The sequence below is a fragment of the Cerasicoccus frondis genome, assembly GCA_031296915.1.
Lineage (GTDB): Bacteria > Verrucomicrobiota > Verrucomicrobiia > Opitutales > Cerasicoccaceae > Cerasicoccus > Cerasicoccus frondis.
This window is the reverse complement of sequence record JAVDPC010000017.1, coordinates 98,813-124,215: the sequence shown is the minus strand read 5'-3', so window position 1 is coordinate 124,215 and position 25,403 is coordinate 98,813. Positions and strand designations below refer to the sequence as shown.

General features: G+C 55.4%; 25 protein-coding genes. 13 read left to right on the top strand and 12 right to left on the bottom strand.

The annotated features are described in order from the left end of the window. Positions 1-211 precede the first annotated feature (211 nt). The 4 genes from RBB63_RS14065 to RBB63_RS14050 all read right to left on the bottom strand — a co-directional run bounded on the left by RBB63_RS14065 (position 212) and on the right by RBB63_RS14050 (position 4,068). Complete coding sequence (locus RBB63_RS14065; protein ID WP_309385346.1) at positions 212-1,183, bottom strand: hypothetical protein; 972 nt, start codon at positions 1,181-1,183, stop codon at positions 212-214. Next, positions 1,180-2,478: a histidinol dehydrogenase gene (gene hisD, locus RBB63_RS14060; RefSeq protein WP_309385344.1), complete on the bottom strand. Its 1,299-nt coding sequence runs from the start codon at positions 2,476-2,478 to the stop codon at positions 1,180-1,182. Before hisD ends, RBB63_RS14065 begins: the two co-directional genes overlap by 4 nt. Positions 2,479-2,534: 56 nt before the next feature. Then, on the bottom strand, positions 2,535-3,257 hold the full coding sequence (locus tag RBB63_RS14055; RefSeq protein WP_309385342.1) for a hypothetical protein: 723 nt from the start codon (positions 3,255-3,257) through the stop codon (positions 2,535-2,537). Positions 3,258-3,330: 73 nt separating this feature from the next. Next, the gene (locus RBB63_RS14050) at positions 3,331-4,068 is read right to left on the bottom strand and encodes a class I SAM-dependent methyltransferase (protein WP_309385340.1); all 738 of its coding nucleotides are present in this window, start codon (positions 4,066-4,068) and stop codon (positions 3,331-3,333) included. A 111-nt stretch (positions 4,069-4,179) separates the two neighbouring features. On the opposite strand from RBB63_RS14050, the gene RBB63_RS14045 reads away from it, so the two are divergent. The 7 genes from RBB63_RS14045 to RBB63_RS14015 all read left to right on the top strand — a co-directional run bounded on the left by RBB63_RS14045 (position 4,180) and on the right by RBB63_RS14015 (position 8,629). Further along, on the top strand, positions 4,180-5,223 hold the full coding sequence (locus RBB63_RS14045) for a glycoside hydrolase family 16 protein (protein WP_309385338.1): 1,044 nt from the start codon (positions 4,180-4,182) through the stop codon (positions 5,221-5,223). 144 nt (positions 5,224-5,367) lie between these two features. After that, positions 5,368-5,682 (top strand): 50S ribosomal protein L21, encoded by a 315-nt coding sequence (gene rplU, locus RBB63_RS14040; protein WP_309385336.1) that lies wholly within the window; start codon positions 5,368-5,370, stop codon positions 5,680-5,682. A gap of 5 nt (positions 5,683-5,687) precedes the next feature. Then, on the top strand, positions 5,688-5,945 hold the full coding sequence (gene rpmA, locus RBB63_RS14035; RefSeq protein ID WP_309385334.1) for a 50S ribosomal protein L27: 258 nt from the start codon (positions 5,688-5,690) through the stop codon (positions 5,943-5,945). Positions 5,946-6,056: 111 nt separating this feature from the next. Beyond that, positions 6,057-6,422: a hypothetical protein gene (locus RBB63_RS14030; RefSeq protein ID WP_309385332.1), complete on the top strand. Its 366-nt coding sequence runs from the start codon at positions 6,057-6,059 to the stop codon at positions 6,420-6,422. Between the two features lie 31 nt (positions 6,423-6,453). Beyond that, the gene (locus RBB63_RS14025) at positions 6,454-7,122 is read left to right on the top strand and encodes a DUF502 domain-containing protein (RefSeq protein WP_309385330.1); all 669 of its coding nucleotides are present in this window, start codon (positions 6,454-6,456) and stop codon (positions 7,120-7,122) included. Between the two features lie 5 nt (positions 7,123-7,127). Then, positions 7,128-7,742 (top strand): hypothetical protein, encoded by a 615-nt coding sequence (locus RBB63_RS14020; RefSeq protein ID WP_309385328.1) that lies wholly within the window; start codon positions 7,128-7,130, stop codon positions 7,740-7,742. Between the two features lie 62 nt (positions 7,743-7,804). Further along, the gene (locus RBB63_RS14015; protein ID WP_309385326.1) at positions 7,805-8,629 is read left to right on the top strand and encodes a LolA family protein; all 825 of its coding nucleotides are present in this window, start codon (positions 7,805-7,807) and stop codon (positions 8,627-8,629) included. On the opposite strand, the gene RBB63_RS14010 is transcribed toward RBB63_RS14015, so the two are convergent. The 4 genes from RBB63_RS14010 to RBB63_RS13995 are packed head-to-tail and all read right to left on the bottom strand — an operon-like array spanning position 8,623 to position 11,883. After that, positions 8,623-9,669: a prepilin peptidase gene (locus RBB63_RS14010; protein ID WP_309385324.1), complete on the bottom strand. Its 1,047-nt coding sequence runs from the start codon at positions 9,667-9,669 to the stop codon at positions 8,623-8,625. The two genes, RBB63_RS14015 and RBB63_RS14010, sit on opposite strands and share 7 nt — an antisense overlap. A 37-nt stretch (positions 9,670-9,706) precedes the next feature. After that, positions 9,707-10,042, bottom strand: coding sequence for a low molecular weight protein tyrosine phosphatase family protein (locus RBB63_RS14005; RefSeq protein WP_309385322.1), 336 nt, complete (start codon positions 10,040-10,042; stop codon positions 9,707-9,709). Beyond that, complete coding sequence (locus RBB63_RS14000) at positions 10,039-10,968, bottom strand: shikimate dehydrogenase family protein (protein WP_309385320.1); 930 nt, start codon at positions 10,966-10,968, stop codon at positions 10,039-10,041. The genes RBB63_RS14005 and RBB63_RS14000 overlap by 4 nt, the downstream gene beginning before the upstream one ends. 39 nt (positions 10,969-11,007) lie before the next feature. After that, positions 11,008-11,883, bottom strand: a complete 876-nt coding sequence (locus RBB63_RS13995; protein ID WP_309385318.1) for a transglutaminase-like domain-containing protein — start codon at positions 11,881-11,883, stop codon at positions 11,008-11,010. 152 nt (positions 11,884-12,035) lie between these two features. On the opposite strand from RBB63_RS13995, the gene pyrE reads away from it, so the two are divergent. The 3 genes from pyrE (at position 12,036) to RBB63_RS13980 (ending at position 14,828) form a co-directional block, all read left to right on the top strand. After that, positions 12,036-12,608 carry an orotate phosphoribosyltransferase gene (pyrE, locus tag RBB63_RS13990; RefSeq protein ID WP_309385316.1) on the top strand — a complete coding sequence of 191 codons (573 nt, stop codon included), beginning with the start codon at positions 12,036-12,038 and terminating at the stop codon, positions 12,606-12,608. 115 nt (positions 12,609-12,723) lie between these two features. Continuing rightward, entirely contained in the window at positions 12,724-13,107 is a 384-nt protein-coding gene (locus RBB63_RS13985) for a VOC family protein (protein ID WP_309385314.1), read from the top strand. Between the two features lie 62 nt (positions 13,108-13,169). Continuing rightward, the gene (locus tag RBB63_RS13980; RefSeq protein WP_309385312.1) at positions 13,170-14,828 is read left to right on the top strand and encodes a tetratricopeptide repeat protein; all 1,659 of its coding nucleotides are present in this window, start codon (positions 13,170-13,172) and stop codon (positions 14,826-14,828) included. A gap of 2 nt (positions 14,829-14,830) precedes the next feature. Here RBB63_RS13980 and RBB63_RS13975 read toward each other — a convergent pair whose 3' ends face one another. Then, positions 14,831-16,933, bottom strand: coding sequence for a hypothetical protein (locus RBB63_RS13975; RefSeq protein ID WP_309385311.1), 2,103 nt, complete (start codon positions 16,931-16,933; stop codon positions 14,831-14,833). Positions 16,934-17,073: 140 nt separating this feature from the next. Here RBB63_RS13975 and RBB63_RS13970 point away from each other — a divergent pair, with 140 nt between their 5' ends. Continuing rightward, on the top strand, positions 17,074-18,090 hold the full coding sequence (locus RBB63_RS13970; protein WP_309385309.1) for a glycosyltransferase family 9 protein: 1,017 nt from the start codon (positions 17,074-17,076) through the stop codon (positions 18,088-18,090). On the opposite strand, the gene RBB63_RS13965 is transcribed toward RBB63_RS13970, so the two are convergent. Both RBB63_RS13965 and RBB63_RS13960 read right to left on the bottom strand, forming a co-directional pair. Beyond that, the gene (locus RBB63_RS13965) at positions 18,066-18,491 is read right to left on the bottom strand and encodes a hypothetical protein (RefSeq protein WP_309385307.1); all 426 of its coding nucleotides are present in this window, start codon (positions 18,489-18,491) and stop codon (positions 18,066-18,068) included. The two genes, RBB63_RS13970 and RBB63_RS13965, sit on opposite strands and share 25 nt — an antisense overlap. A gap of 263 nt (positions 18,492-18,754) precedes the next feature. Next, positions 18,755-19,288 (bottom strand): DUF3347 domain-containing protein, encoded by a 534-nt coding sequence (locus RBB63_RS13960; protein WP_309385305.1) that lies wholly within the window; start codon positions 19,286-19,288, stop codon positions 18,755-18,757. A 1,152-nt stretch (positions 19,289-20,440) separates the two neighbouring features. Between RBB63_RS13960 and RBB63_RS13955 the strand changes: the two genes are divergently transcribed. Both RBB63_RS13955 and RBB63_RS13950 read left to right on the top strand, forming a co-directional pair. After that, positions 20,441-22,540, top strand: coding sequence for an ATP-dependent helicase (locus RBB63_RS13955; RefSeq protein ID WP_309385303.1), 2,100 nt, complete (start codon positions 20,441-20,443; stop codon positions 22,538-22,540). A 15-nt stretch (positions 22,541-22,555) separates the two neighbouring features. After that, a complete protein-coding gene (locus tag RBB63_RS13950; RefSeq protein ID WP_309385301.1) occupies positions 22,556-23,305 on the top strand; it encodes a hypothetical protein in 750 nt (249 codons plus the stop codon). On the opposite strand, the gene RBB63_RS13945 is transcribed toward RBB63_RS13950, so the two are convergent. Next, positions 23,302-25,071 (bottom strand): glycosyltransferase family 39 protein, encoded by a 1,770-nt coding sequence (locus tag RBB63_RS13945; protein WP_309385300.1) that lies wholly within the window; start codon positions 25,069-25,071, stop codon positions 23,302-23,304. The two genes, RBB63_RS13950 and RBB63_RS13945, sit on opposite strands and share 4 nt — an antisense overlap. Positions 25,072-25,403: the final 332 nt, after the last annotated feature.

Below are 25,403 nucleotides of genomic sequence, written 5' to 3'. Positions count from 1 at the left end.
TCGGGTCAACGCGGTCGTCGTAGTCGTAGAACAGCCCCTTGATCGCGGGCATGAACTGCGCCAGCCCTTGCAAGTTACCGGGCTAGCTGTTGCCTCTCCGACAACCTGCTGGATGAAACAAGCCCGGCAGGGACACCGGGCTCCACCTTTTTGAATACGACTAGGTCTGTTCTAAAGCCCTAAATGGATCATATTTACCTTCTCACAGCTTTTAGCGCGCCGGGGCAGACTCGATGATGACTTCCGTATCGCCTGCGCCCACTGGCGGCAGGATCAGTTTTGCGCCGAGGACATTGCAATTGAAGAGCACGCGCCCCGCCCAATCCTTCGTGATGTAGGCGTTGCTTCCGGGCTTCTCAATTGGCGACACCACAACGTCCGACTTCAAGTCGAACAGCTCGACGTGATGCAACTCACTGCGCCAGGTATCGATGTCGCCCAAGTCATCGTCCGAAGTAAAATGCACCAGGTGATGGCCACTCTCCCAATAAATCCACACTTCGTTAATGACGGGAGAAATCGGGGCCAGAAACACAATCTGTGGCTCCTCCGGCTTCACCAAGTCCGGGCGTTCAGCCCCCACCTCTTCGCGCACTTCGTCGCGGATCATTTTCAGCAATTCCTGATTCGGAAACAGGATGTCGTTGCGCGTTTCGTGGAGCCAATCGAAGACTTCATCGAGCGTGAAAACCTGAACCAAGTAGTCATTGTGATCCCATTCCAACTGCGGATCGAAGATGACATTGACCACGTTGTAGCGCTGGTTTTTCACTTCAATATCCAGCTCTTCGATCGAGTAATCCGCCTGCTTCAGCATCACCCGAGTGCGCGCCAAGGGAACGATGACTTCGGCAAAACGGCTCTTATCGGACTCGTCGGTTTCAGGATGCAGTTCGCGGTAGGCGATGACCACGCTGTCCGTGCTATCAATATCCTCCGTGAGCATCGCCGCGTCGATGTGCCAACGGTAGAGATAGCGCAGCAGGGAAAACAAATAATCACGGTCGGGCGCAGTCTCGGCCATCTCGGCAATGGTCGCGGATTCCTGCGGCAACTCCGCCTGCGGCTGAATCAACTCAAGCTTCGGCGTCACGTCCAAGACGACATCCACGTCGTCCGCCGTTTGCGCATTCAGGCAAACGGCGGAAAACGCAGTCAAAGCAATGCCGAGCCGTAGCTTCATTTTTCCACACGCATTTGTAGGCTGCGACCGTGAGCGTCGAGCTGCTCCATTTCGGAGAACGCCTTGACGACCGGCCACGCGAGCTTCGCCGCCTTGGGATTGTATTCCACAATGCTCGTGCGACGCATGTAATCGGTCACCTGCATGCCGCCAAAGAAGCGACCCGTGCGGTCGGTTGGCAAGGTGTGGCTCGGACCTGCGGTGAAATCGCCCAGCACAGTCGGCGTGTCGCCGCCAAGCAGCATTGCGCCCGCAGTGGTGATTTTCTTCTCCAGCACTTTGCGCGTTTTGGCGTTCACGTGGATTTCCAAGTGCTCCGGCGCAATGTAGTTAGCAATCTCAACCGTCTGCTCAACACTTTTGGTAATGATGCACAGGCCGTGGTTTTTCAATACGCCAAGGGCAGCGTCCTTATGGGAAAGCGTCTCCGCCTGCTTGGTGATTTCGTCTGCGATCGCGTCGTATTGCTTACGGCTGCCGACGATCAGATAAACCTTCTCTTTGCCGGTGCCGTGCTCGGCCTGAGCCAGCAAGTCCGCGGCAATGTAAGCGGGGTTCGATGTCGCATCGCCGATGATGAGCACTTCGCTCGGGCCGGGCAACAGGTCCACGCCGACTTGGCCAAACAGGGCGCGCTTGGCTTCCATCACGTAGGCATTGCCGGGGCCGAACACTTTGTCCACTGCAGGCACCGACTTCGTGCCAATCGCCATCGCGGCAATGGCCTGAACGCCACCGATTTTGTAAACCTCATCCACGCCCACGAGCTTAAGCGCCGCAAGCAAACCAGGGTTCACCGAGCCATCTTTCTGCGGCGGCGTGCAAACAACCACCTCCGGGCAACCGGCCAGCTTGGCCAGCACGGCGCTCATGATGACCGTCGACACCAATGGAACCTGGCCCCCGGGCACGTAAAGCCCGACACGCTGGATCGGATAAAACTGCTCGCCCACCGTCGCGCCATGTGGGTTCTTCGCGCGCCATGCTTTGGGCAAAGTCTTCTGGTGAAAATCCTTCACGCACTTGATCGACTCCTTAATCGCTTTGCGTTGGGTGGGAGTCAGGCTCTTCGGCGCGGCGTCGAGCTCCTCCTGCGTTACCCGCAGGGTGCGAGGCGTTAGCTTGGCGCCGTCGAATTTTTCGGTGTAGCGAAAGACGGCCTTATTGCCCTCTTTCGCCACGTCGGCAATGACAGAGCGCACGGTTTCCGCCACGTCGTCCGATGCGCGGAAGGACGGGCAAGCGCGCTTAAGCTTCGTCGCAAAGCCTTTTTGACCATACTCTAGGATTTTCATAGGGCAAACCTATGAGCATGCTTCCTACGCGCGCAACTGGAAATTAGCGAAGGCGCCTATTCCGGAAAATCAAAGGCGCCGGGGTCCAGCTTCTGGTTCACATTGACTTCAGTAAACTCGACCGTGCGCAGCAGCTTGCCGGTTTCGTCATAAGTATCCACCGTTTTGGGAAATTTAATGCCCGCTGCATTCAAGGAATTTTTCTCAACCATCGTGAGGCCATCGCTGCTCACGGTGGCGATGAGCTTACCGGAGTTCGGATCAAAATAGCGGACGTAAAACAGGTCGAGCGGGTACACGAACTTGATCTTCCGGACCGTCTGTCCGTTGTAGTCCGTCATGCCTTCATCAACGATTTCCCCGCCGCGCATTTTCTCAGGGCCATCAAAGAAATTCAGGTTTTCGACCGCATTGGCCATGAGACGCTTGACCTGCCCTGGGCGCAGCACTTGGACGAGCGGGCTACGTGGGTTAGCCGGATCAATGCTCATCACGTATCCCTCGTAGCCATTGACGGCGGTTTGATTCACCACCTCGCCGCGGATTTCCTTCAGCAGCTGGCGGTTCGGCTTATCAAAGATGAGCTCCAGCTTGGACATTTCCTCCCCGGTAGGAGAAATGACCGTGCCTTTGTATTCGATGGACTCAACGCTATCGAGTTTGCTTTCCGGGCCCAGTTGGGCGCGCGCTTTCTTCAGGAAGTCATCGAGTGAATCGGCGTTTAAAACGCTAACTCCGGCGATTAAGAATATGGCGGCAATGCTACGATGGAATCTCATAATGTGAATAATGGACAACGAGTAAGGAAAGACCCAAACCGTAATGAAGGGCTGGTAAAAGTGAAGCCCTGATTTACAGCTTCTGGACAACCCAAAACCGGGTATCATCTGAGAACTCACGGACTTCGGCAGGTTCCATGCAAATTTCCGAACGCAAAGCCGAAACATCCACCCGAAAGCCCGCCGCCTCCAGGTCGGCCTGAACTTCCTGCGAGTCTGCGGCGTGTATATACATCCAGTAGCCCTCGTCCCCTTCATAATAGAGGTCGCCAAATTCCTGGATCATCGGATTTTGACGTCCCTTAACCCAGCGCTTGCTCTCTTCACGCCAAAAGCTCTTGCGACCGTGGCGATTGCGATCATGCCCGGTAAAGGTAAACCACGCCCCTGGCTTGAGGACCCGGGAAATCTCGTGCATCGCCCGTAGACGGTTCTCCCGGCCCGGAATCTGCATCAGGCCGTTGAAGCCGAAAATCGCGCCGTCGAACTCGCCGTCAGCAAACTGAAGATTCGTCGCATCGGCCTGCTGAACGGGCAGGCCATACTCGAGGACCTGATTGATGCGGCGCGCCTCGGCGACCATTTCCTGGCAGTAATCGGTGGCTAAGACACGGCGGTAGCCCAGCTCCCAGAGGCCAATCCCGATACGCCCGGCGCCACAGCCCAGCTCCAGAATGCTCTGCTCCGGCTGGAAAATGCGCTTAAAGATTAGCTCCTCGCTCTTCCACAGCCCCACACGACTCACGGCGCGGGCATAGTGGTCCACGACGGGCGCTTGTTGAAAGTAGGTCTGAGCTTCGGCGATTTCCATTATGCAAAACTCATTTAATACGTCGCCTGCCTGCTCGCTGACAAGCCTGAGGATGCGCTGCTAGCAAGAAATCACCTGGAATAAACACCCTAGTTCCAACATCTCATCCGCATGCACCTGAAAACGCTACCCACCCTTGCCGCGCTATTCGCAATGCATTCACCGATGCTTCACGTGCAACCTGCCAGTGAAATTCGCCCGGCGGTCGAAGTCGCTTTTGAAACGGAAGTCGGCAAGTTTTATCAGCTTCAAACAACGACCGATCTTACTGGCGATCAGTGGGAAAACGTCGGACTGGCCGTAGAAGGGACCGACGAGTCGATCCTGGAGCTGTTTCCAATTAGTGAGCAGAAGCAATTTTATCGCGTAGTTGAATTGCATGATCAATGGGCGCTGATCTGGGCGGATGAGTTTAACGGCGATAAAGTCGACCTGACCAAATGGGGCAAAGAAGAGAACAACTACGGCGGCGGCAACAATGAGCACCAGCACTACAGCATGAGCGAGAAATACGCCTACGTCGAGGACGGCAAGCTCCACATCGCAGTGCACCGCGACCCCTACACCAGCAACGACGGTAAAACACAGCCCTACTCTTCCGCCCGCCTGCGCACCCTCCAGCGCGGTGACTGGAAATACGGCCGCTTCGAGTTCAGCGCCAAAGTCCCAGGCGGCGAAGGCATCTGGCCCGCAATCTGGATGATGCCCTCCGAAAATGTCTACGGCATCTGGGCCGCCAGCGGGGAAATTGACATACTTGAATCGAAAGGCAATTACACCGACCGCACCTATGGCACCATTCATTATGGTGATTCCTGGCCGAACAATGCCTACACTGGCACAACCTACTTTCTGCCCGAAGGCTCCTTCGATGACGGCTTCCACACCTACGCCATCGAGTGGTGGCCAGATCGTATCGAATGGTATGTGGATGACGTTAAATACCAGACCCTTACCAAAGAACAATGGCACAGCGCCGCCGCCCCGGAGTCCGAAACGGCGCCCTTCGATGAATACTTTCACCTGATCATCAATGTCGCCGTCAACGGTGGTTTCTTTAATGGAACCGGCCAAAATGCCGATAATCTTGCCGATTCAGCCTTTCCGCAGATTTTCGAGGTGGACTACGCCCGGGTTTATCAATGGGCTGAATGAAGATTTTTCGAGAGGCATTTTGAAAAGTCAGCCGAACAGCTGTCACCAAACCGCCTGTTCCGGTAAAATCTCCAGTTATTCACACAAAAATCCTTGCAATAGGGCTGTAATCCGCTTTTTTAGGCGGTTTTCCCATTTTCCAAAATGAAAGCAACCATTGAAACTCAAGGCCGCCAATTTATCGTCACCGAAGGTGATGTGCTCTTCGTGAACCGTTATAAGGACACGCAGGCCGGCGACACCGTCACCCTCGACAAGGTCCTGTGCGTGGGCGAAGGCGCGGAAACGAAATTCGGCGCTCCCTACGTGGAAGGCGCCAGCGTCGCGGCTACCATCCTCGAAAACAAGCGCGACAAGAAAGTCATCATCCACAAGATGCACCGCCGCATGGGCTATCGCCGCACCCGTGGTCATCGCCAGGAACTTTCGGTCATCAAGATTGAATCCATCAACGCCTAAACGTCATGGCACATAAAAAAGGACAAGGAACTTCCAAGAACGGACGCGACAGCGAAAGCAAGCGCCTCGGCATCAAGAAATTCGGTGGCGAAAAGGTTCGCGCCGGCAACATCCTGATCCGTCAGCGCGGCACCCGCTTCCACCCGGGCAACAACGTTGGCATCGGCAAGGACTTCACTCTCTTCGCCCTCGAAGATGGTGTCGTCAAGTGGGACAAGGAACACCGCAAGGTACAAGTCCTGCCTCACGCAGTCGAAGCCTAAACGCATCCCGCAGAACGCTTTGCAGGCGCCTTTCCATCACGGAAGGCGCCTTTTTCTTGCTCGCCTCACTCGTATATTTGGCCAGTATGGCAAGACTACTCTACGGGAAACATGTCATTCGATCTGAACGAATTACGCGCCCAGCGCGATAAAGTCCGCGAGCACCTGAACTGGCTCGACCGGCAGATTGAGCAATTGGAAGGCGCCAAGCCTGCGACAACACCCACAGAAGCAGACCAGGCAAACACACCGCAGCCCCTCCCCCCTTCTGTCGCGCAATCCCCGACGCCCGACACGGGCAAACCAACCTCCGAAAAAGCCGCAGAACCCGCATCCACCGAGTCCAAACCCGAAATTATGATGGATTTTACGCCGGGAGGGTTTGACGGCGCGTCAAAGGCCGGTTGTATCTTAGCGGGAGTCGCCGCCGCAGGGCTTATTCTGTTCCTGCTATTTGGGCTGCCATATTTGCTCTAATTCGACGCGTATATTTACGCAATTCTGAGACATGCTTCGTCAACTGCGCAACGCCTTCATCGCGGGCCTCGTTATCGTAGCGCCACTGGGCGTCACGATTTTTGTCGTTAACTTTATGCTCACGCGCATTGGTTCGCCAGCCAGTGACGCCATTTTTAAATTTGTCTCGGAGGACTTCAAAAACCTGCCCGGCATCGACCTGCTTCTCAAGATTGCGGCGATCCTGATTGTGCTGCTGGTGATCACCTCCCTGGGCTTCTTGTCGCGTTATTTCATTGGCCGCATCGTCATCAATATCGGCGAACGGATCATCGAAGCCCTTCCCTTCATCAATGCTGTTTACAAAACGGTCAAGCAGATCGTCGATACCTTCAGCAAGCAGCAGAAGGCGGTTTTCCAGAAAGTTGTCCTGACCGAATACCCCCGCAAAGGCGTCTACGTGCTGGGTTTTTTGACCAGTGAAGCCAAGGGCGAAGTGCAACACCGAACCGGGGCCGAAGTAGTCAACGTATTCGTTCCCACCACCCCCAATCCCACCAGCGGTTTTTTGCTCATGGTGCCACGCGATGAGATAATCCCCATGGATATGTCGGTCGCCGATGGCATGAAGCTAATCGTGTCGGGCGGCGCCGTCTCCCCCCCCTTCGATCATCTGGAAAGCGAAGCCCGTTTGGCTGAAGCCAGTGCTCGTCGCAGCTAACGGCCATGCCCGCACGTGAGCTGCATACGGCGGGCATTGTCCTGTCCGCATCTCCCTCGGGTGAGCGCTTTCTGCGGCTGCATTTGTTCAGCGCAGATGAGGGACGCGTTGTGGCGATGTGGCGGCGTTCGAGTCAGACATCGGGCGGAGGGCCAGATCTATTCGACCAAGCGGTTTTCCATCTGGAAAGCTCATCTCAATCAGGCGCATGGTTTCTGAAGGAGTATCGTCTGGAGCATCGCCGGGTCGGCATTGCCCGACGTTATCAAACCCTCGTGCTGGCCACCAGGCTTAGCGAGCTGCTCTGGCGCAATTTACAACACACGGAGTTTTTCGCACCCGCAGCTCAACTGGCCACGGAAGCGCTCAGCGCCTTTGAAGACTCCCCCCTCCCGCACTGCATTTACCTAAAAACGCTCTACCGCTACGCTGCCGATGAAGGCTACGCGGTGCGTCAACAATGGCTACGCCACCTGGCCAAGAGCGAACAGGACCGCGCAAAGGCGATACTCGGCAAGCCGTTGATCGAGCTTCTCCCTGAGCAAGAGCCCATCGCCAAGAGCTTGATCGACAAACTGGAACACTGGCTACGGGCCGATACTGATATTATAGTTCCGTAAAAAACTGGTTGCGCTGCTGATCCAAGATTGTCGCCAAGCAGTTACGCCTACATGCTGACGACATGAAGACCCTTTTCACCATTCTCTCCGTTGGCTTAATGATGCAGGTTGCGCTGGCTCAGACGCCACCGACGGAAGAGAGCCTGGAGGATCAATTGCGCGAAGAGGTTCCTGCTGAATCGGATCCCGTCGCCGAGCAACTCTTCGCGACCTCAGTCAAGGCCATGGGCGGCGCAGGGGCCATCCAACAGGACACCATGAGCGCCAACTTAAAGTTCAGTGAAGGCCCCAATGTCACTGACATGAAAATCTTCACCAAAAGGCCCGGGAAAATCCGTAGCGAGATAGAGATCGAGCACATGGGGAAAAAGCACGAAGTGATTACTGGCTACAACGGCGAAGAAGCCTGGACATTTGATACTTCGGAGAAAAATCCTTTCCCGGAGAAAATTGGCGGTAAGCAAGCCGATGAGCTCAAAGAACTTGCGGCGGAAGACGATCTTCTGCTGACCTGGAAAGAGCGCGGTTGCGTCATTAAATACCTAGGCCCAGTCAACAACCGTCGCCAGAAAAACTACCTGGTGAAACTCTATTACCCAAACGGTAAAACCGAGTATTTCTATTTTCACCCCAAGAACTACCTGATCACCAGACGGGGCAACAAGCAGGTGCAGTCAGGCGTCATTGTAAACGTCGATGTTTTCTTCGTCAAATACGACAAGGTCGATGGCTATTGGCTGCCCGTGAAGACCGAAATCGCTTACGAAGACGAAGTGGTCATGAAGTTGGAGCTATCCGACATTCAGCTCAATCAACCACTCAGCGACTCCCTGTTTAATCCCCCCGAAGTCAAGGAAGTCTGGCTGAAGGGCAAAAACGCTCAGTAAAACTTTACCGGCGAAAAGATCAGTTGGCGTGTGCTCTCCAGGTAGGCGTCAACGTATTCGTGCAGAAACAGCACATACACCAGCGCGCCAAGGGATAACCAGGGGCCAAACGGAATGGCGGAGCCCAAGCCCAGCTGCTCTTCTTCCTCTTCAGCATTTGCATCAGTATTTTCCTCGAGCTCGGAATCCTTGGCGGATGCTTTTTCAATGGCAGCTTCGTCGGCTGGCTTCGCCTCTTCTTCGTCTTCATCCGTATGCCCCATCTTCCCCGGCGTGATGTTGGTGCCGCAAATTTGATTGAAGAGCATGAGCGGAATTACCACTAACGCCCCAAGCATCGAACCACCGAAAATAGCAAAGATCGCCCCCTTCCATCCGATGAAAGCGCCGATGCACCCCATCAGCAAAACATCGCCGAAACCCATGGCGTCTTTGCCCAGCACCTTACCCGCGATCATGCCAATCCATAGAATAACGCCTGATCCGACGACGGCGCCTGTCATACTCAGCGAGATGCTGCGGAGGCGCTCCAGCATGACTGGATCACCACTCCCCCCTTGATGGTGCAGATCAGGGTAAAGCGCCGATAAAACCACGCCAAGCACGACTCCCCAAACCGTAAAAATGTCCCATAAATACTGCGTGTCGTAATCGATAAACGTATTGCAGACCAGCAGCGAAATGAAAAGCCACACCGCCACAACTACGCCCAAATGATCGCTGTAGACCAACCAGGCAATCATGAAAAAGGCGCCTGTCATCGCCTCGACCATTGCGTAGCGAATCGAAAACGGAGCGCCGCAACAACGCGCCTTCCCCCGCAAAATAAACCAGCTCAGGATCGGCAAATTATCGTACCATTTAATCGCCGCATTGCAGGCGTAGCAGTGTGAGCCAGGCTTTACCACCGACTTCCCTGCTGGCACACGATAGATCACGACGTTGAAAAAACTGCCCCAACAGGCGCCAAAAATGAACGCCCAAAATGCGAAAAACCAAGGTTGGGCGCTGTTGATTGCGTGGATTTCTTCGAGGATCATGCGATTTTATAAAAGAGTAGCTATCAGCACTTTCCCGTTAGGACAATAGTTGATTAATCCATGGCTCAGTCGATTCGCGGACGAGTTGCACTAACGCATCGTCCATGTAGCGAAAGTCATCCGGGATATCGAGGCACTCCACCGGCGGCAACGAGCCCTCACGAAAATGCTGGAGAATGCGCCGTTTGTGCTCGGGCGCCATGACGAGAATTAAGTCCGCCCAGTCAACATCCGACTGGCTAATCACGTGGCGCGCCGATTGGCTAACACCCGCCGAGCGCACTTCGACTCGCGGATCGCCGCGATAGACATGCTCAGCCGTAGGGCTGCGCCACTGATTGCGGCTGCACACAAAGAGGATGCGCGGCTTCATGCTCTCCTCGGCGAATAGCCTTTGGCCTGACAGGCGCCGTCCATCATGGCCTGAGCGGGGACCTGGGCGTTACTCCAGATTTCAAGGCTGCGCACCCCTTGCCAAACCAACATCGACAAACCATCGGCGTAGGCGATGCCCTGCTTTCTGGCTGCCACCGCCAATGCGTTTTCCACGCCATAGGTCATGTCGTAAACCTTTGCCGCTGGGGCAAAATGAGATAGGTCAATCGGCGCTGGGTCTTCCGCTTTCAAGCCCAGTGAGGTGGCGTTGACTATCACGCCGCTGCGAGGCAATTCCGTTGGCGGTTGGGTGAGGTCAAATCCGCGCACGCGTTCGCTATTAGGCGCCGCCTGCAAGAGATCGATCAGCTCGCCCAATCGCTGCTGGTTACGATTGCCAATCCATAGCTCGGCCACGCCCGACATCAGACACTGCACGGCAGCGGCGCGCGCAGCTCCCCCCGCCCCCAGCAAAATAACCGTGGCGCCAGCCAATTCAGCGCCAAGCTCGCGGCGCAAAGCCTGCTCCAGGCCATAGCCGTCGGAGTTAAAACCGGCCCAGCCATTTTCCCGGCGTAGCAGCGTGTTGACCGCGCCCGACATTTTGGCGCCGGGGTCGATTTCCACCACCAAGTCCACCGCCTGCACCTTATGCGGAATCGTCAAATTGACGCCCTGAAAACCAACCTGATGCAGTTGCTCGAGCGCGCTGGGCAAAATCTCGGGCGGGACATCAAACTTGAAGTAACGCCAATCCAGGAAAAGCTGCTGAGTCTGCCCCATCAGGTTCAGCGCCGCGTTGTGCATGCCAGGGCTCACACTGTGGGCGATGGGACTGCCGAGCACGGTAAGCGCCGTTCCGGAAAAATCCCAGTGCTTTAATTCATCGAGCAAACGCACGCGATCGGGGTCGTCATACTGCATGCCCCGTCAGCATGCTATTCCGGGTAACGGCGACAAGCCCTATTCGTCATTGAGTCGGTACGCCGCCTCAAATTCATTCACATAATCCGTGAAGAGCCGCGCGCGTTGCTTATCCCCTGCGCGACTGTATTGGTTGACCAAATTCCGGCAACAACGCGCCAGCACCTCACCCACCGGGCAAGGGGCAAAGATCGACGGCTCCAGCTCGATGTCGTATGGCTCGAGCATTTCCTCGATTTCCTCAATGGTCCGAAAAACTCCGCCTTCGTACACATCGATGTAAAACGGCTCAGAGTCCAAGAAACAGCCCACCATAAAGCGCCCGGGGAATGCGACTGGCGAAAGCTCCAAATGACAACGCTCGGCCACCAGCAAATACAGTATAGACAGACTGATCGGGATGCCGCGACGGCGGTCCACCACATCGCTCAAGTAGCTGTTGCGCGGGTCGTAGAAATTCTCCGTATCGCCACAAAAACCGTATTCGCCAAATATCACGCGATTGAGCACGCGGCACTTCTCCCAAGCCGTGCTGGGGTGGAGCATGAGTTCACGGCAACGATCAGAAACTTCGGCGAGAAATCGCTCATAGTCAGCCATGCCGATCTCCGGATTAGCCACGCGATCCAGCAGCAAAACGCCCGTTTCCAGCTCGTAATTAAATGAACGGATGAAATCCCGGAACACCCGCTCTGGTTGACCGCCAGTCAGGGCGTCCAGCAGGTCGCGAGCCGCGCATCCGACATTGGCGTCGGCATGGTGGGTGGCCTCACGCAAGAAGGCGACGCCCGTTGGGCCGAGCCGCTCCAGCTCGGCGCGCACGGCGTTACGGACAGTGGTCGTGGTGTCGTCCAACAAACCCAGCAACGCGCGTTTGCGCGAAGCCTTCAGCGGCGCTGGTTTGTTTTCATTCACGACTTTCACCATAAGCCTAAAAAGGACCTCCGCAATGGAAAAGCAAAGCTTGGGCCAACCTGTTTCAAGAAAATGTCATTTTCTAATTCCCGAAACGCCTCTTCCGCGACTTTGCCTTGACCCAACCTAATGGCGCTTCCAGCTTCCCACCTATGAGTGATTCCGTCGACCAAGAGGTACTCCAGATTTTCCGCGATTCCGGCGCTTTGCTGGAAGGGCATTTCATCCTGCGCTCCGGCCTGCGTTCAGGCCATTTTTTCCAGTGCGCCCGAGTTTGCGAGCAGTTGGATAAAGTCACCCGCCTAGCCGAGCTTCTCTTGGAAAAAATCGACACCGATAGCTTTGACACCGTATTGGCCCCAGCCATGGGCGGCTTGGTCATCGGCCAGGAAGTCGCGCGCCAAGCAGGCAAACGCTTTCTCTTCGTCGAAAAAGTAGACGACAAACTGGCTTTACGCCGGAACTTCAAAATAGCTGACGGAGAACGCATTCTAGTCGTGGAAGACGTGATCACCCGAGGTGGGCGCGTCAATGAAGCGCTCGACATCGTCGAAGCCGAAGGCGGCGCCGCAACCGGCGTGGCCGTGCTCGTAGATCGATCCGAGGGCAACGCAAGCTTCCGCACTCCCCTAACCTCCCTGCTGGAGTTTTCTTTCCCGACTTACGATCCAGAAAACTTGCCTCCCGAGCTGGCCGCGATCCCGGCCATCAAGCCGGGAAGCTAGGTGAGATTAAAGTGAGCAAATTAAAAATTAAAGATGGGTTGAAAACGATGGCTCACTCATCGAAACTAGATACACCGCTCTTTAATTTTTAATCTTTAATTTGCTCACTCTCCCTATGCCTATCTCCTTCGACCACACCCGTATCCGCGTCAGCGACCTCGAAAAATCCATCCAGTGGTATTGCCTGACTTGTGGATTTGAAGTGCTCAAGCGCACGGACAAATCACCCTCCGGCAACCAACTCGCGCACCTGCGCATTCCAGGTAGTGAGCATAAGCTCGAGTTGACCTACTCCCCGGACTTCAAAGTCGAGTTTCCGGAAGACTTGGTCCACACCTGCATCCGGGTAGACGACATCGTGGAGCATTGTGGTAAGCTGGAAGCAGCCGGCATCGAAATTTGGCCCGGCGGCTGGAAAGAGAAATTTACATCCGGCGGCAGCAAAATGGCCTTCATTACAGACCCGGACGGCTACGAGGTCGAAATTCTCGAACACTAAGTTCGCCGCGCCTGCTACTGCTGCATTTGGCCATGCCCTACTCTGCTACTAATCTGAAACGCATGTCCTGGCTCCCCATCACCATTTTGGTGGTGGGCGCTGCTAGCCTATGCGCCGCGGGCTACTGGTATTGGCAGCACCATGAGCTCACCGAGGCCCAGGCCGCCATGCAGGCCCAAGACTATGAAGAATCGATACGACGCGCCAATCTGGTGATCGATTATGGCTGGAAGAAAGATAAGGCGCTTGAACTCAGATCCCTGGCGCTGATCAAGCTCGCGCCGGAAGATGCGCTCGCAGTCATTAACGAGGACCGCGACGGAGCCATTTCCCCCCGGGTTGGCATGGAGCTCCTGCGCCACAGCAAGGAACACGGCGCCTACGAGGGCGTAGAAGAAATCTATGACGCCTTGGGGCCGAGCCAGGGCGGCGAGCCTGAATATCTGTTGCTTCAGGCCCAAATTGAGTTTGATCGCGATCACCCCAAACGCGCCCTGGAGTCCCTGGACCGACTCCTCACGATTGACCCCAACCACTCTTCTGCGCTTCTGCTCAAAGGCCAATACCTGCTGAGCCAGCCATCGCCGCTCACCTCGCTCCAGGCGAAATCCATCCTTCGACGCGCCGGCGAAGCAAAGAATGAAGACGGGTTTCGCGCGATGATTCTTCTAGGAGCGCGCGCCGACATTCCCATGTTTGACAACGACCGAAAATGGCTCGTCGCCAACTTGGAGAAAAGCAAGCGCTCTACGCCGTTGAGCCGGATCATCATCGCCACTCAACACCTGTTTCTCGACCCGGAAAAACGTCCAACCATCATTCGTGACACCGTCAATCGCGAGGTTGCCGAGTCCCCCGCCCTAGTCGCCAACTGGCTGCTCACCATTGGCGCTTACGAGGAATTACTGACGCTGATGAATAGCTCCAACGCAGAGTTGATGGACTCAAAATTCCGTTGGCTGGGCCAGCTTAAGGCCCACCTGGGGCAAGGGCAATTGGAAGACGCAATCAAGCTGATCAACCAACAAGGGGACTCCCTCGACGAACTCCACCGCGCTACAATGCTGGCGCATATCCAGAGCAGAGACGCAGCGCCCAGCCCAACCGAAGCGTGGCTACACGCCTACCAACTGGCCGCCAATCGTGGAGCTTTTGAGCAAATGCTTTCCCTGGCTTCCCTTGCCCTGCGGAATAAGTGGACCGACGCATCGCTTGAAGCCTACTATCAAGCGGTCAAGATAGCGCAAAACGATAGCCAAAAAAGCCGCGCGCTCAATCTGCTCTTCATTGCACTGGTCAGCAATAGCCGTACTCAGCAAGGCTTGGAAGTCATTCTGGAATATCTCGCCCTACAGCCCAATAGCCACGAAATGTGGAACAACGCCGCTTACCTGGAGGCATTGCTCGGTACGCCAAGCGAGCAGCATATTCAAAAAATGAGCGAACTGGTCGAGGCGATGCCCAACAGCATTTACCCATCCACGTATGCATTCATGCTTTGGAAGCAGGGGCGTGTGGAAGCTGCATCCGAGCAGTTGGCTCACCTGAACCGACGTTATTTGGCGGTGCCAAGCTGTCGCTTATCCAGCGCTCTGGTCGCGCTCGATCAAAATGACTCCGTGACTGCTCAGGAAATGCTCCATTCCTTAAAGGTCGAGCAACTGCTCCCGGAGGAACAAACGCTGTTCGAAGAGGCCATGCAAAAGCTGCCCAAGCTGTAAGCTCAGTTGACTGACATCCCCTGGCTCTCCGCCTCGCGTCGCTTCACCTGATCATACAGCGCCTGCTCAGCGCTGAGGTAAAGTTGCTCCCGATTGACTGCGCCCCAGTCGCCACTTGCCGCCGCATAGCAAAAGTAAAGGCTGGCGTCCTGCGCTTTATCAGCCGTATTCACAGGCACTTGAGTGGCCACTCTTTTGGCGACTCCCGGGTGGTTGGATTGCGCATAGGCAAACGCGAGGACCAGGTAGTATTTCGCCGTGTCCGGAAAACGTGACACCAGCTCTTCCGCATAGTAGCGACAAAGCTCCAAATCCTGTCCATACAAAGCCTTCAGGTAGATCGCCTGCATCAGAATGTTCGGGCTGTTGCGCAAGGTCTGCAACGACACTTGAGGCAGCACCCGCTTGAGTGTTTCGTCGTCGGATTGCAAATATAGCTGCCCCAGAAAGCTGGAGAGAATCATCGGCGAATAAGGAGTCTGCCGCATCGATTCGCTGTAAAACTCGATCAGTGCAGTTGGGTCGAGATAACGCAGCGCAATCTGGTTCAACCGCTGCCAGTCTGCTTCTTCCGCCGCCTCCAAACTCTTCACCAGCTCTTCCCGAAAACCATCTACATCCCCATTTTTATGCGCCAGGATCGCCCGCCAAAATGCGCGATCATGCGGATAGAGCTTTACGGTAGTCTCCGTGGAAATTCCGTTTACCAAGCCCGCCACTTGCTCGAAGTCAGGATTCTCCCCCTGCAGCAAGCCTTCCACATAAAGCTGAGACAATGCCTCATCCCGCTTGATGGAAGCTTTCAGCGGTTCCTCTTCCAGAATTTCGTAAAACTTAAAATTACTGATCAAGTCGAGTGCGCTATCCCAGCTCTCGGCGTCTTGCCAATCAATGACTTCATACACGCCTTGCACCGCCTCATCACGATCCAGATCTCCCATTTCCCACGTCCGACCATAAGCCATCGCCTGTTCAATCGGCGTGATCTCCGGATGGGCGAGCGCTGCAGTGAGCACGCGGTTGTAATCGAAGCCTTCGTCAAACAAAGGCCCGGGATTGAGGAGCGCCAGGTGAATGACCCCCAGCCCCAAGCGATCTGGTTCGTCAATATGCTCATCGATGTAAGCGATCAGCTTATCGCGAGCTTCCGGATCGCGCCAATACTCCTGCAGCACCAACTGGTGCACTGCCGGTGACTGGTTGCCAGCGGCGAAAGCCTTTCCCGCCAGCGCATAAGCATCGGCCGCACGCCCCTGCACCATCAACAAACGAACATGCGCGTCCACCACCAGATCGTGCTCAGGATACATCTGAAGCAGACGCTGGTAATAACGCGCAGCAATCCGGATACGCCGATACTGGCATGCATACTCCACCACTTCCGCCAGTGATTCAGGATCATAGCCGCTAGCCTTCGCCGTCAATTCACTCCACCAAACCAACTCCGGGTTGCGCGTTTCCTTGGCCAGTTCGGCGGTTACCTTCAGCAGCTCAGGATCATCACGGTCCAGCAAGGCCGCCGCACGGGCCTTGGTGTAGGCCTCCACTAAACGGCCGGATTCCTGCAACTGCTCCGCCTCCGCGAAAATCACCTCACTGCGATAAGACTTCGCCGCCTTGATCGCCCAGGGCAAAGAGATCAGGCCACCGACGCCACCCAAGATAATCAGGGCGGATATTCCGCGCAGCCACAGAGGAAAATCCCGCCAGCGCATAAAGAGGTAGCCCAGTTGGTTCAGCCCCCAGGCAATCATCGCCCGGTAGCCGTACCAAACCTCCAGGCAGGCTTCTTTGGCTGACATTTTCCGCAGTCGGTTTAATCCCCGGAAGAACCAACGCGCCAAGCGAAAAGGAGCGGTTATCAGCGAGACGAGCAATGCCAACGCGGCAAACAATGACATGCGCAGCCATTGCTTGGCATTGGCCCGGGCAGCCCAACGCTCCCGCTTGGCAGTCTTCCGGCGAGCGTCAGCACTGCGCCTCCAGTCGCCAAATTCCTTGGCTTGGTGCTCGCCAAAACCCTTGATAAATCGGAAACGATTCTTGAGCTGATGACGGAAAAAGTAGCGTCTGTCCGCCCACCATTCGCCGACTGTAATGCGCACAATTGCTATAATTCGCCTCAACATTGCCTCATTGCTAAGGCATTCTCCCATTGCCGCGCAATATCTTTCAGGCAGTGGAGCAATCCAACGCGAACCTTTTCCGCTTGGCGCAGACTGCAACATCTCCAAGCTCTGACTGAATGCGAATCGTGCTATTCCGGACCGACCGACTCGGCGATGTGGTGATCTCCTCCGCGCTCGTCGAGGCGACTCAGCGCGCCTACCCGGAAGCAGAGGTGTTTTTTTGCGCCAGCGAAATTTACGGTCCGCTGCTAATGGCGCCCGAAAAGGCGACCCACTTCCTGCCCTGGGGATCATTATCCCCGCAGCAAGTGCGCGACCTGAATTTCGACGTGTCCATCCACTTGCACCCGGACTCGGTTTGCGCCAAGCTCGCGCAGGATGCTGGCATTCCTCGGCGCGTGGGCTATGCGCAGGACGCCCAATGGCTGACCGACGCCCTGCCTTATGACAAAGACGCTGGGCTCAAGCACGAGCTCGAATACTGCCTTGCGGTCGTGCAATCCGCTCTGCCCGAAGTGCGCGACCCGTGGACGCCTGCGCTTCCCTTTGCCTCCTGGAGCCCTGATCGCGCCGAGCCACGCATCGTCATTCACTGCGGCTCCTTTGGCGCAAAAGCCAAGCTCCCGCCTTCCCTCCTCGCCCAGATCGCAAAGGACGTCATTGACGCTGAAATCATAGCCGAAGCAACCGAGGTCAAGGTGACCTTGATCGGAACCGAGCAGGAGTTTGCCATTGCAGAGGGCGTCGCCAACGAACTCAGGGCGCGCCAGATCCCGGTCGAAAACCTTTCAGGCAAGCTGCCCTTGCCCGGTATGGTGGACAGCCTCACGCGGGCCTCTCTATTCATCGGTCGTGACAGTGGCCCGGCACACGTTGCGGCGGCAACGGGATGCCCAACGTGCTGTATTTTTCCGGTAACGCGCTCTGACGTATCCCCAGTGCGTTGGCGACCACTTGGGCCACGTGTCCTGGTCTTTGAAATACCAGCCAAGCCATGGCCATGGCAGAAGAACGCCACTGCCGCCGAAAAGGCTTTTGCCAAGCAGTCCCCTACGAAAGTGAGTGATGCGATTGCGGACTTCTTACGGTCTTTGCAAGTCGACCAAGCTCAGCGCCCGATTGGCCAACGATAGGGAACTGAGGAAACGAGCACAGTTCCGAAATTACTGTCCTCGACCAAAATGATTTCCAGCGGCGACAGCGAATCATAGCCCATGGGCAGCCCCCGCTCCATGTGGTAGCCCAAGCTTTTCCTCACTGTTAGTCGATGATGCCCTGCGCCGTGCATGTAGTCCATACACAACACCTTGAGGTCATCCTGCATGACTAGCCATCGATCACTGGCCAAGGCCGGGGGGAACAGCAAAGATTCACCCTTCGGAGCCTGATTGAAAGTATAGGCGCTCAGCGGCTCGATGGGCGCGTCAGTGGCGTGATAAAATAGCCTGGCCTGCGGCGTTAAAAAATCACTGTCGACATGGGAAGTATCGACCAGCAGGAATGCATGCCCCAAGTGCGCGACCAGGAGCGGCATAAACAGTAGGATATGGCGCATGATATCGCTTCTGCGCCCAAAAGAACGCCGATTCAATGACGAACATGATAATAGGGTATCTTAAAAGCACTGCCACCACTTGAGGCCTGATCGTAATCAGCAAAAAATACTTATCTAATTGTCGATGATTCAACCCACTAGTCAGAGCCATTGAACCACACGGTATTTTCATTAGCTAAATCGAAAAACGCCCTTCCCAATACAGGAAGAGCGCTCATGAAATCCAGTATCTTTAGAACTCCCTAATGCGGGTGATCTTCGGTTTCACCGTTGGCTGCCCCACTGATTTCCTCGTCAAACTCGCCGCACTTGAGCATCATTTTGCCGTAGTAGGGATTCGCCGTGTCCTTGTTAGGCTGAATCCAGGCAGCCCCTTGGCCATCATGCGCCATTGGGCAGAAATGCACGAAATGCTTGCTGCCATCATGCGCGCCTTCGTGTTTGAGCAGCTTGATCAGCTCTTGGGAAATCACGTGGAAATCCTTACGAGCCGACTTGAGATCAGGAGCCTTGCTCATTGCGGTCGCAGACGTGCTCAACGCATTGGTGGTGTCGACAAAGTCAGGATCAGTCGGCGCGTTTTTCATCGCCTCAGCCAGCTCCTTGCCCCCGGCCTGGACCTTAGCCAAATCGTCCGCAGCCAAGCCTTCATGCATTTTATAATATGGCTGCATCAGCGTGTCCACAATCTGCGGCGTATACTCAACATGCTTGGCGAACAGCGCGCTGGCCAGACAGCAGATAGACAGGACGAACAATGATCGAAGAGTGCTCATAGCGTAAGTTATTCAGTGGTTGGGATGCCGTGACTATTTTGATCGCAGTCATGAGAAGCTCAATGACCAGCGACACATCACGGCAACATCATACAGGCAGCTGGATTAATAAACACTTAATAAAGCTAAAAATGTACGTGGGCGTCTGAAAATCAATTGCCCTTCGACCCAGTTGGCCTCCGGGGCAAGGCGCTTTCGAACAAAGAGCTGAACGGGTGAATGCAAAGTAGTTTGAATGCCCCGTTGCTGATCGGATCGCCCGTTTTCGCGTACGTAAGTCGTTGATTCCCAGCGTGGATTATTAGTGAAAGCCACTCACTAATAAAATGCTCGCACGTTCACTTTTTATTTGCGGTTGGGCGTCCAAATCTTAGTGTCTTATTGATCACTTCATTTCCCTTTCTGCGTTGCCCCTCGGACGTAGCATAGGCGTCCCGCCTGTGCTCTACCCATCTAACTGTACACAGACGCATCCCCATCGCATTGGCGTCGCGCGGTGCATTCAGTCAGTTGGAAATCGGGACACAGGCGAGACGCCTGTGCTACTCAACTGCGCCCCCCCCGCCTCCTCAACATTACCCACCTTACAAACCTTACCCACCCTACCCACATTACCCACATTACCCACATCCCACCCCTCCAACTTTCAAACATTCGAACTTTCGAACATATGAACTTCTCCCAAACACATCCGCCATAGCGACCACCACGCAGGTATCCCAGTCGACGCCATGCGGGACCATTCGGTCGCGTGCATTGTGGTGACGGGCAAACGGGCTTATTCGCGGACTGGCTTGGTGACAGCAACCAGCCTCGCGACGCCCAGCTTTGCCTGATCCACCCTTTGCGCGACGCCCTATGCCAGCCTGGTCAGCGCAGCATCGACGTGTGAGTAACGGAGTTATCCGTCGCTCCAGCCGGCGGCCCCTGAGCCGCCTGCGTCCCACCTGCGCCTCGTCCCGGCGAGCGGGCAGTTACAGTAGTGTTCTTTGATATGCAATTTGCGGCGGGCTCCCCCCCCCCCTGGGCTCAGGTCATCCGATTTTTGAGAAGCCCGCTAAGGCAGCTATTCGTTCAAGCCGCCTTGCGCCAACTCTAGGCTGTGAATAAAAACCACTCGCATTAAGGACCAACAATCGCAAAGTTGGGCCGATGAGTTTTGCAGGAAATAGCACGCAGGCCGACCGCGCCTTCGCGCCAATCGACTACGACGCCGAACTGAACCCGGCACAATTGGCCGCCGTGAAGGCGCCCGATGGCCCTTGCCTCGTGCTCGCTGGCGCCGGCTCGGGCAAGACGCGCACCCTCACCTACCGCGTAGCCTATTTGCTCGAACAGGGCGTGTGGCCGCGCGAAATCCTGTTGCTCACCTTCACCAATAAGGCTGCCCGTGAAATGCTCACACGCGTCGAGGAGCTGACGGGCGTGCCAGGCAAGCAATTCTGGGGCGGCACGTTTCACTCCATCGGCAGCCGCATTCTGCGCATGCATGGCGAGTCCATCGGTCTGGAGAAAAGCTACACGATCCTCGACCAGGGCGACGCCGAAAGCCTCTTTGGCGACACGCTCAAGACGCTCGACCCGAAGTTTACCAAGGACAAGGAAAACCCGAAACCCAAGGTCGTCCTGGACCTCGTTAGCTATGCGCGCAACACCAACCGCCCGGTTGAAGACGTCGCCGCCGAACGCTATCCGTGGCGCGAGGACCTCCCCCAGCAAGCCCGAAAATTTGCCGACGAGTACGAGAAGAAAAAACGCGCCCAGCAAGTCTGCGATTACGACGACCTGCTTGAAATGTGGCTCAAGCTGCTGAATGAGGACGCCGAGGCGCGCGAAGTCCTGCAGTCCCGTTTTCGCTACATCCTCGTCGATGAGTTTCAGGACACCAATACCGTGCAGGCGTCGATCATCAACAAGATGGCCGAGAAGCACCGCAACGTGATGATCGTCGGCGACAACTGGCAGTGCATTTACACGTGGCGCGGCGCCGAGTTCGGCAACATGGAGGAGTTCGCCAAGGTTTACCCCGAGCGGGAGATTTACAAGATCGAGACGAACTACCGCTCAAGCCCGGAAATCCTGCGCCTGGCCAATGCGCTCATGCTGCCCCACCCCTACATCGATGGCTATCCGCTGGAGCTCAAGGCCGCGAAACGCAGCAACCAGCGCCCCTACGTAGTCCCCACAATGGATACCCGCCAGCAGGCCTCGTTTGTCATCAAACGCATCGAAGGCCTGCAAATGGAAGGCGTGCCGCTTAAGGACATTGCCGTGCTCTACCGCGCTCATTTTCAGGCCATGGATTTGCAGATGGAGCTGTCACGCCAAGGCGTCGGTTACACGATAACCAGCGGCGTGCGTTTCTTCGAGCAGGCGCACATCCGTGACTTCGTGGCGCAACTGTCGTTCATCACCAACCCCGGCAACGAGACCGCCTTCAAGCGCGTAGCGGGCCTGCTGCCCAAGGTCGGCCCGAAAACCGCCGAACGCCTCCTGAAACTCGCGCTCAAAGTCGTCGAGAAGCACAAGCTCAACATCTTCCATGCGCTCAGCCACGAAACCGTGCTCGACAAAGTGCCCAAAGACGCCGTCGACGACTGGACAGACATGGCCTACACCTGGCAGGATATGTTCGAAGCCATGGGCTCACCAGAGCCCACGCCCGAGCCTCAAGTCGACGACCCTCAACGCGACCTCTTTGCCGAAGTTTTAGCCGAGGAAAAAGTTGCCGCCAAAGCCAAGACTCCAGAGGAAATTGTCCGCATCGGCATCGAAGGCTGGTATGGCGATTACCTGCGCACCGTTTACGAAAACTGGCAATCCCGCCGCGACGACCTCGATTCCCTGATTGGCTTTGCCAGCCGTTATGACAACATGACGGAGCTCCTAGCACAACTCGTCCTGCTCAACTCCGAGACCAGCGACCGGAAGATCGATCCGGACTCCGAAACTGTGCGCTTGTCGACGATTCACCAGGCCAAGGGCTTGGAGTTCCCCTATGTTTTTGTATTGGGCTGCGCCGACGAATTATTCCCGCTCAAACGCGCCATCGAAGAAGGCGACGTCGAGGAGGAACGGCGTTTGTTTTACGTGGCTGTGACCCGCGCCAAGGACGAGCTTTACCTGTGCTACCCCAAAGTCACGGTAACCGGTGGCCCGCCCCGGCTCTTGCAACCCAGCCGCTTCCTGCACGACATTAAGAGCCTGGGCGAAGATTTCTATGAAGCCTTGCATTTCCAAGGCGGTTGGTAGTATCTATTAAGAAAAATGATGAAACATTTAGTGCAGATTTTTGCCATCGTCGGAATCATTCTGAGTTTCGCGGCGTGCTCCAAGCCAAGCGAACCAGCGGAACCAGCCAGCACAAACGCCGAAGCCGCCGCTCAGGCCGTCCCCAGCGAGGACAATCGCCCGCTTGGCCCAACCCCCGACGGCTACTTAATCGTGCAGGCGACCGATGGACGCAAGGCAGAGCTAAAATTCACCGACCGCTCCCCCGACGGCACACTATCCGCCTCTGGCCGTAATCGCCAGTCATACAGCTTTCCCGAAAGCCGACTGACGGCGGAATCAATCGCAATGCTTCACGACTATATGTCGGAGCATGCAATGATCAGCATTCGCCTGCAGGAGCTAACCAGTCACACCAGTAACGCCGTTCGTGAAAGCGTGGCGACTGCAACTGGCAATACGGCGTCGACCAGCAACCGGGAAAACACTTACTACCGTGGCGCTGGCTCATCTCACATCGTGCACATCAGCACGACTTCGCCTTTTGACAACACCATTGTAGTCGAGTCGTTTTACACGTCCGGCACAGGACGAAGCGAGTATCAGAATCGCACGGAAACTTACACGATATCCCGGCACACGCCGATCAAGTTTCAGATTGAAGCCACTTCTTCGACGGTTTCGATTCTTCACCCGACCGTCATTGTCCGAAACAGCGAAGGAAAGATTCTGGATTATGAAACCAAGAATCCCAAAATCCTGAACGAGCTTAGATCCCAGCGTTAAGGAGTATCCGTCAGCTTCCCCTGCTCCTTCAATGCCTGCTTGATTTGATACTTGAAGGCGGCATACGGAAAGTCTTCGGGAAAACCTAACTCGGGAAAAGGGAGCGCGTTTTGCAAATCCTGTTCGCTTAGTTTATAGACGAAGATGGAGTAGTTAATGCGAGCAGTCGGTTCTTGCCCGATCAGATACAATCGCAAACGTTCGGCGCGCAATTGCTCAAAATTTTCAAGCGACTTCAACCAGCGCTCCGGATCATGGTGCATCACATATTTAAACAGCGTCTGAGGGTCGTCAGAAATACTGAGCAATTTCGCCAGATCGGCCGCCGAGTGCACATAAGCGCGGTCATGAGCGTCGTTCCACGGGCGTTGAATCCGGTAATAAATCCCCTGCAACATAGTCGCGCTCATAACGTAATATCCAGGCTCCAAAATTTCGAGATGATAGGACTCCATGCTGTGAATCCCTTTTGAGTAAAGATACCGCGCATCCACGCCATTGTAAGTCGGGCTCTCATTCCCCAAGAAGCCGAGATAGACTGGAAGCCGCGCTTCACCGGAATGGTTCTCAGCCAGCCAATCACTCAGTTGGCCCAAATCTTGCCCACCGTCAACAGAGCTATCAACGAGCAGTTTATACCCATTTGCCGGGCCGCCAACCGCCACATTAAAAAATGAAAGATAGTGGGGAAAAACAGCTAAGCACTCCAGCGCTTGAATAAGCAGCGCCGCACTGATCAACACCCGCCCCGCCCGACTCGTCCGCCACAAAACCGCCAAGCCGCCGAGCAAGACAACCAAGCATAAATTAACGGGCAGGAAATAACGAAAGCCGATGTTGTAAACACTGTTAACTGCGATCAGCGAATAGATCACAATCATGATCAAGAATGGCGTCATGAAGATTATCCGCGAACGCGGGACAACGTTGCGATTCGCACGCCAGCGCTTCAATTGAATGCCCGCGAAGACCAAACCCGTCGCATACAAAAACAGTAATGCAACCGGAGTTTTAATTAACATCGCAATGGGGAAATACGTCAGGAAGCCATCATACGAATACTCACCCAATAAAAAGGAATGCCGGACTTCACCGCCTCGCAGAATGTGCGCTACGCCATACACAAACGCTTCCGGCAACAATCGCATTTCTCGAATGGCGCTGACTAGACCGACGCTCGCGCGGTCAGAGTCCAGCATATCATCCCAGTCCCAGCTCTCAACCGGTGGCGCTAACTCGGGATTATACGCCGCATAACGGAACCCATAAAAAGCCCAGAGCACAGCCCAAGCCACCAGCGCCGCCGCCAGTAATCCCGACAAGCGCGTAAGCAATACCCGCGCAAAGCCTTGTTGCGTCCACAAACGTCCCGGCAACGACATCACATACTCACGACGTAGCGCAGAAACAGTCAGCAACGATAGAAAAGCAACCGGCGCAAACAGAGCAGCATAATTTTTAGAAACGCTCAATAAACCAACCGCAACGCCCAGTAATAAAGTGCGAGGCAGCGTCATTTTTTCCAGCAATAAACCCAACGCATACAGACTCAGCAGAAACGTTCCTGCGCCCATCATGTCCGCCGTAATCACCCGCCCATGCGCATACATTTCAGGATTAAACACGAAGGCAATCAGCGCGATGAAGCCACCCGCCACGCCAAACATTTGTCGCGCGAAAAGATAGGCCACTAAACCGAAAAATGCCGTCGCCAGTATCATCATTACCCGGGCGCAGAACAGTAGCCAAACCGGCTCAGTATCCATCTGGTAAAGGTAGTGTCGCTCGGCTTGCCACCCCTCCGGATACTGCCAGGAAAAATGATCCGTCGGAAATTCCGGCGTGTCCATCAAGAGCATGGGCAGCGTGCCCCAACGCTGTGGCAAATTTCCGTTCTCGGGATGCAAGCGATAATCACTGTGCGTCCAAAATGTATAACCACCAATTAGGTAAATGCCCTCGTCGTAATGCTTGGAAAGGTTGATCAGGCTATACAGAGCAATTAGGAAATAGCTTCCCAGCAGCAACAGCACCCCGCCAATCTCAAGCTTGCGATTCATGGAGAAGACATTGCGAAGCACGCCGCTTGGATCAACCC

Bases quoted from the DNA above. Each gene is read 5' to 3' on its own strand.
- RBB63_RS14065 (WP_309385346.1), bottom strand. From the start codon at position 1,183: ATGAAGCTACGGCTCGGCATTGCTTTGACTGCGTTTTCCGCCGTTTGC.
- hisD (WP_309385344.1), bottom strand. From the start codon at position 2,478: ATGAAAATCCTAGAGTATGGTCAAAAAGGCTTTGCGACGAAGCTTAAG.
- RBB63_RS14055 (WP_309385342.1), bottom strand. From the start codon at position 3,257: ATGAGATTCCATCGTAGCATTGCCGCCATATTCTTAATCGCCGGAGTT.
- RBB63_RS14050 (WP_309385340.1), bottom strand. From the start codon at position 4,068: ATGGAAATCGCCGAAGCTCAGACCTACTTTCAACAAGCGCCCGTCGTG.
- RBB63_RS14045 (WP_309385338.1), top strand. From the start codon at position 4,180: ATGCACCTGAAAACGCTACCCACCCTTGCCGCGCTATTCGCAATGCAT.
- rplU (WP_309385336.1), top strand. From the start codon at position 5,368: ATGAAAGCAACCATTGAAACTCAAGGCCGCCAATTTATCGTCACCGAA.
- rpmA (WP_309385334.1), top strand. From the start codon at position 5,688: ATGGCACATAAAAAAGGACAAGGAACTTCCAAGAACGGACGCGACAGC.
- RBB63_RS14030 (WP_309385332.1), top strand. From the start codon at position 6,057: ATGTCATTCGATCTGAACGAATTACGCGCCCAGCGCGATAAAGTCCGC.
- RBB63_RS14025 (WP_309385330.1), top strand. From the start codon at position 6,454: ATGCTTCGTCAACTGCGCAACGCCTTCATCGCGGGCCTCGTTATCGTA.
- RBB63_RS14020 (WP_309385328.1), top strand. From the start codon at position 7,128: ATGCCCGCACGTGAGCTGCATACGGCGGGCATTGTCCTGTCCGCATCT.
- RBB63_RS14015 (WP_309385326.1), top strand. From the start codon at position 7,805: ATGAAGACCCTTTTCACCATTCTCTCCGTTGGCTTAATGATGCAGGTT.
- RBB63_RS14010 (WP_309385324.1), bottom strand. From the start codon at position 9,669: ATGATCCTCGAAGAAATCCACGCAATCAACAGCGCCCAACCTTGGTTT.
- RBB63_RS14005 (WP_309385322.1), bottom strand. From the start codon at position 10,042: ATGAAGCCGCGCATCCTCTTTGTGTGCAGCCGCAATCAGTGGCGCAGC.
- RBB63_RS14000 (WP_309385320.1), bottom strand. From the start codon at position 10,968: ATGCAGTATGACGACCCCGATCGCGTGCGTTTGCTCGATGAATTAAAG.
- pyrE (WP_309385316.1), top strand. From the start codon at position 12,036: ATGAGTGATTCCGTCGACCAAGAGGTACTCCAGATTTTCCGCGATTCC.
- RBB63_RS13985 (WP_309385314.1), top strand. From the start codon at position 12,724: ATGCCTATCTCCTTCGACCACACCCGTATCCGCGTCAGCGACCTCGAA.
- RBB63_RS13980 (WP_309385312.1), top strand. From the start codon at position 13,170: ATGTCCTGGCTCCCCATCACCATTTTGGTGGTGGGCGCTGCTAGCCTA.
- RBB63_RS13970 (WP_309385309.1), top strand. From the start codon at position 17,074: ATGCGAATCGTGCTATTCCGGACCGACCGACTCGGCGATGTGGTGATC.
- RBB63_RS13965 (WP_309385307.1), bottom strand. From the start codon at position 18,491: ATGCCGCTCCTGGTCGCGCACTTGGGGCATGCATTCCTGCTGGTCGAT.
- RBB63_RS13960 (WP_309385305.1), bottom strand. From the start codon at position 19,288: ATGAGCACTCTTCGATCATTGTTCGTCCTGTCTATCTGCTGTCTGGCC.
- RBB63_RS13955 (WP_309385303.1), top strand. From the start codon at position 20,441: ATGAGTTTTGCAGGAAATAGCACGCAGGCCGACCGCGCCTTCGCGCCA.
- RBB63_RS13950 (WP_309385301.1), top strand. From the start codon at position 22,556: ATGATGAAACATTTAGTGCAGATTTTTGCCATCGTCGGAATCATTCTG.
- RBB63_RS13945 (WP_309385300.1), bottom strand. From the start codon at position 25,071: ATGGATACTGAGCCGGTTTGGCTACTGTTCTGCGCCCGGGTAATGATG.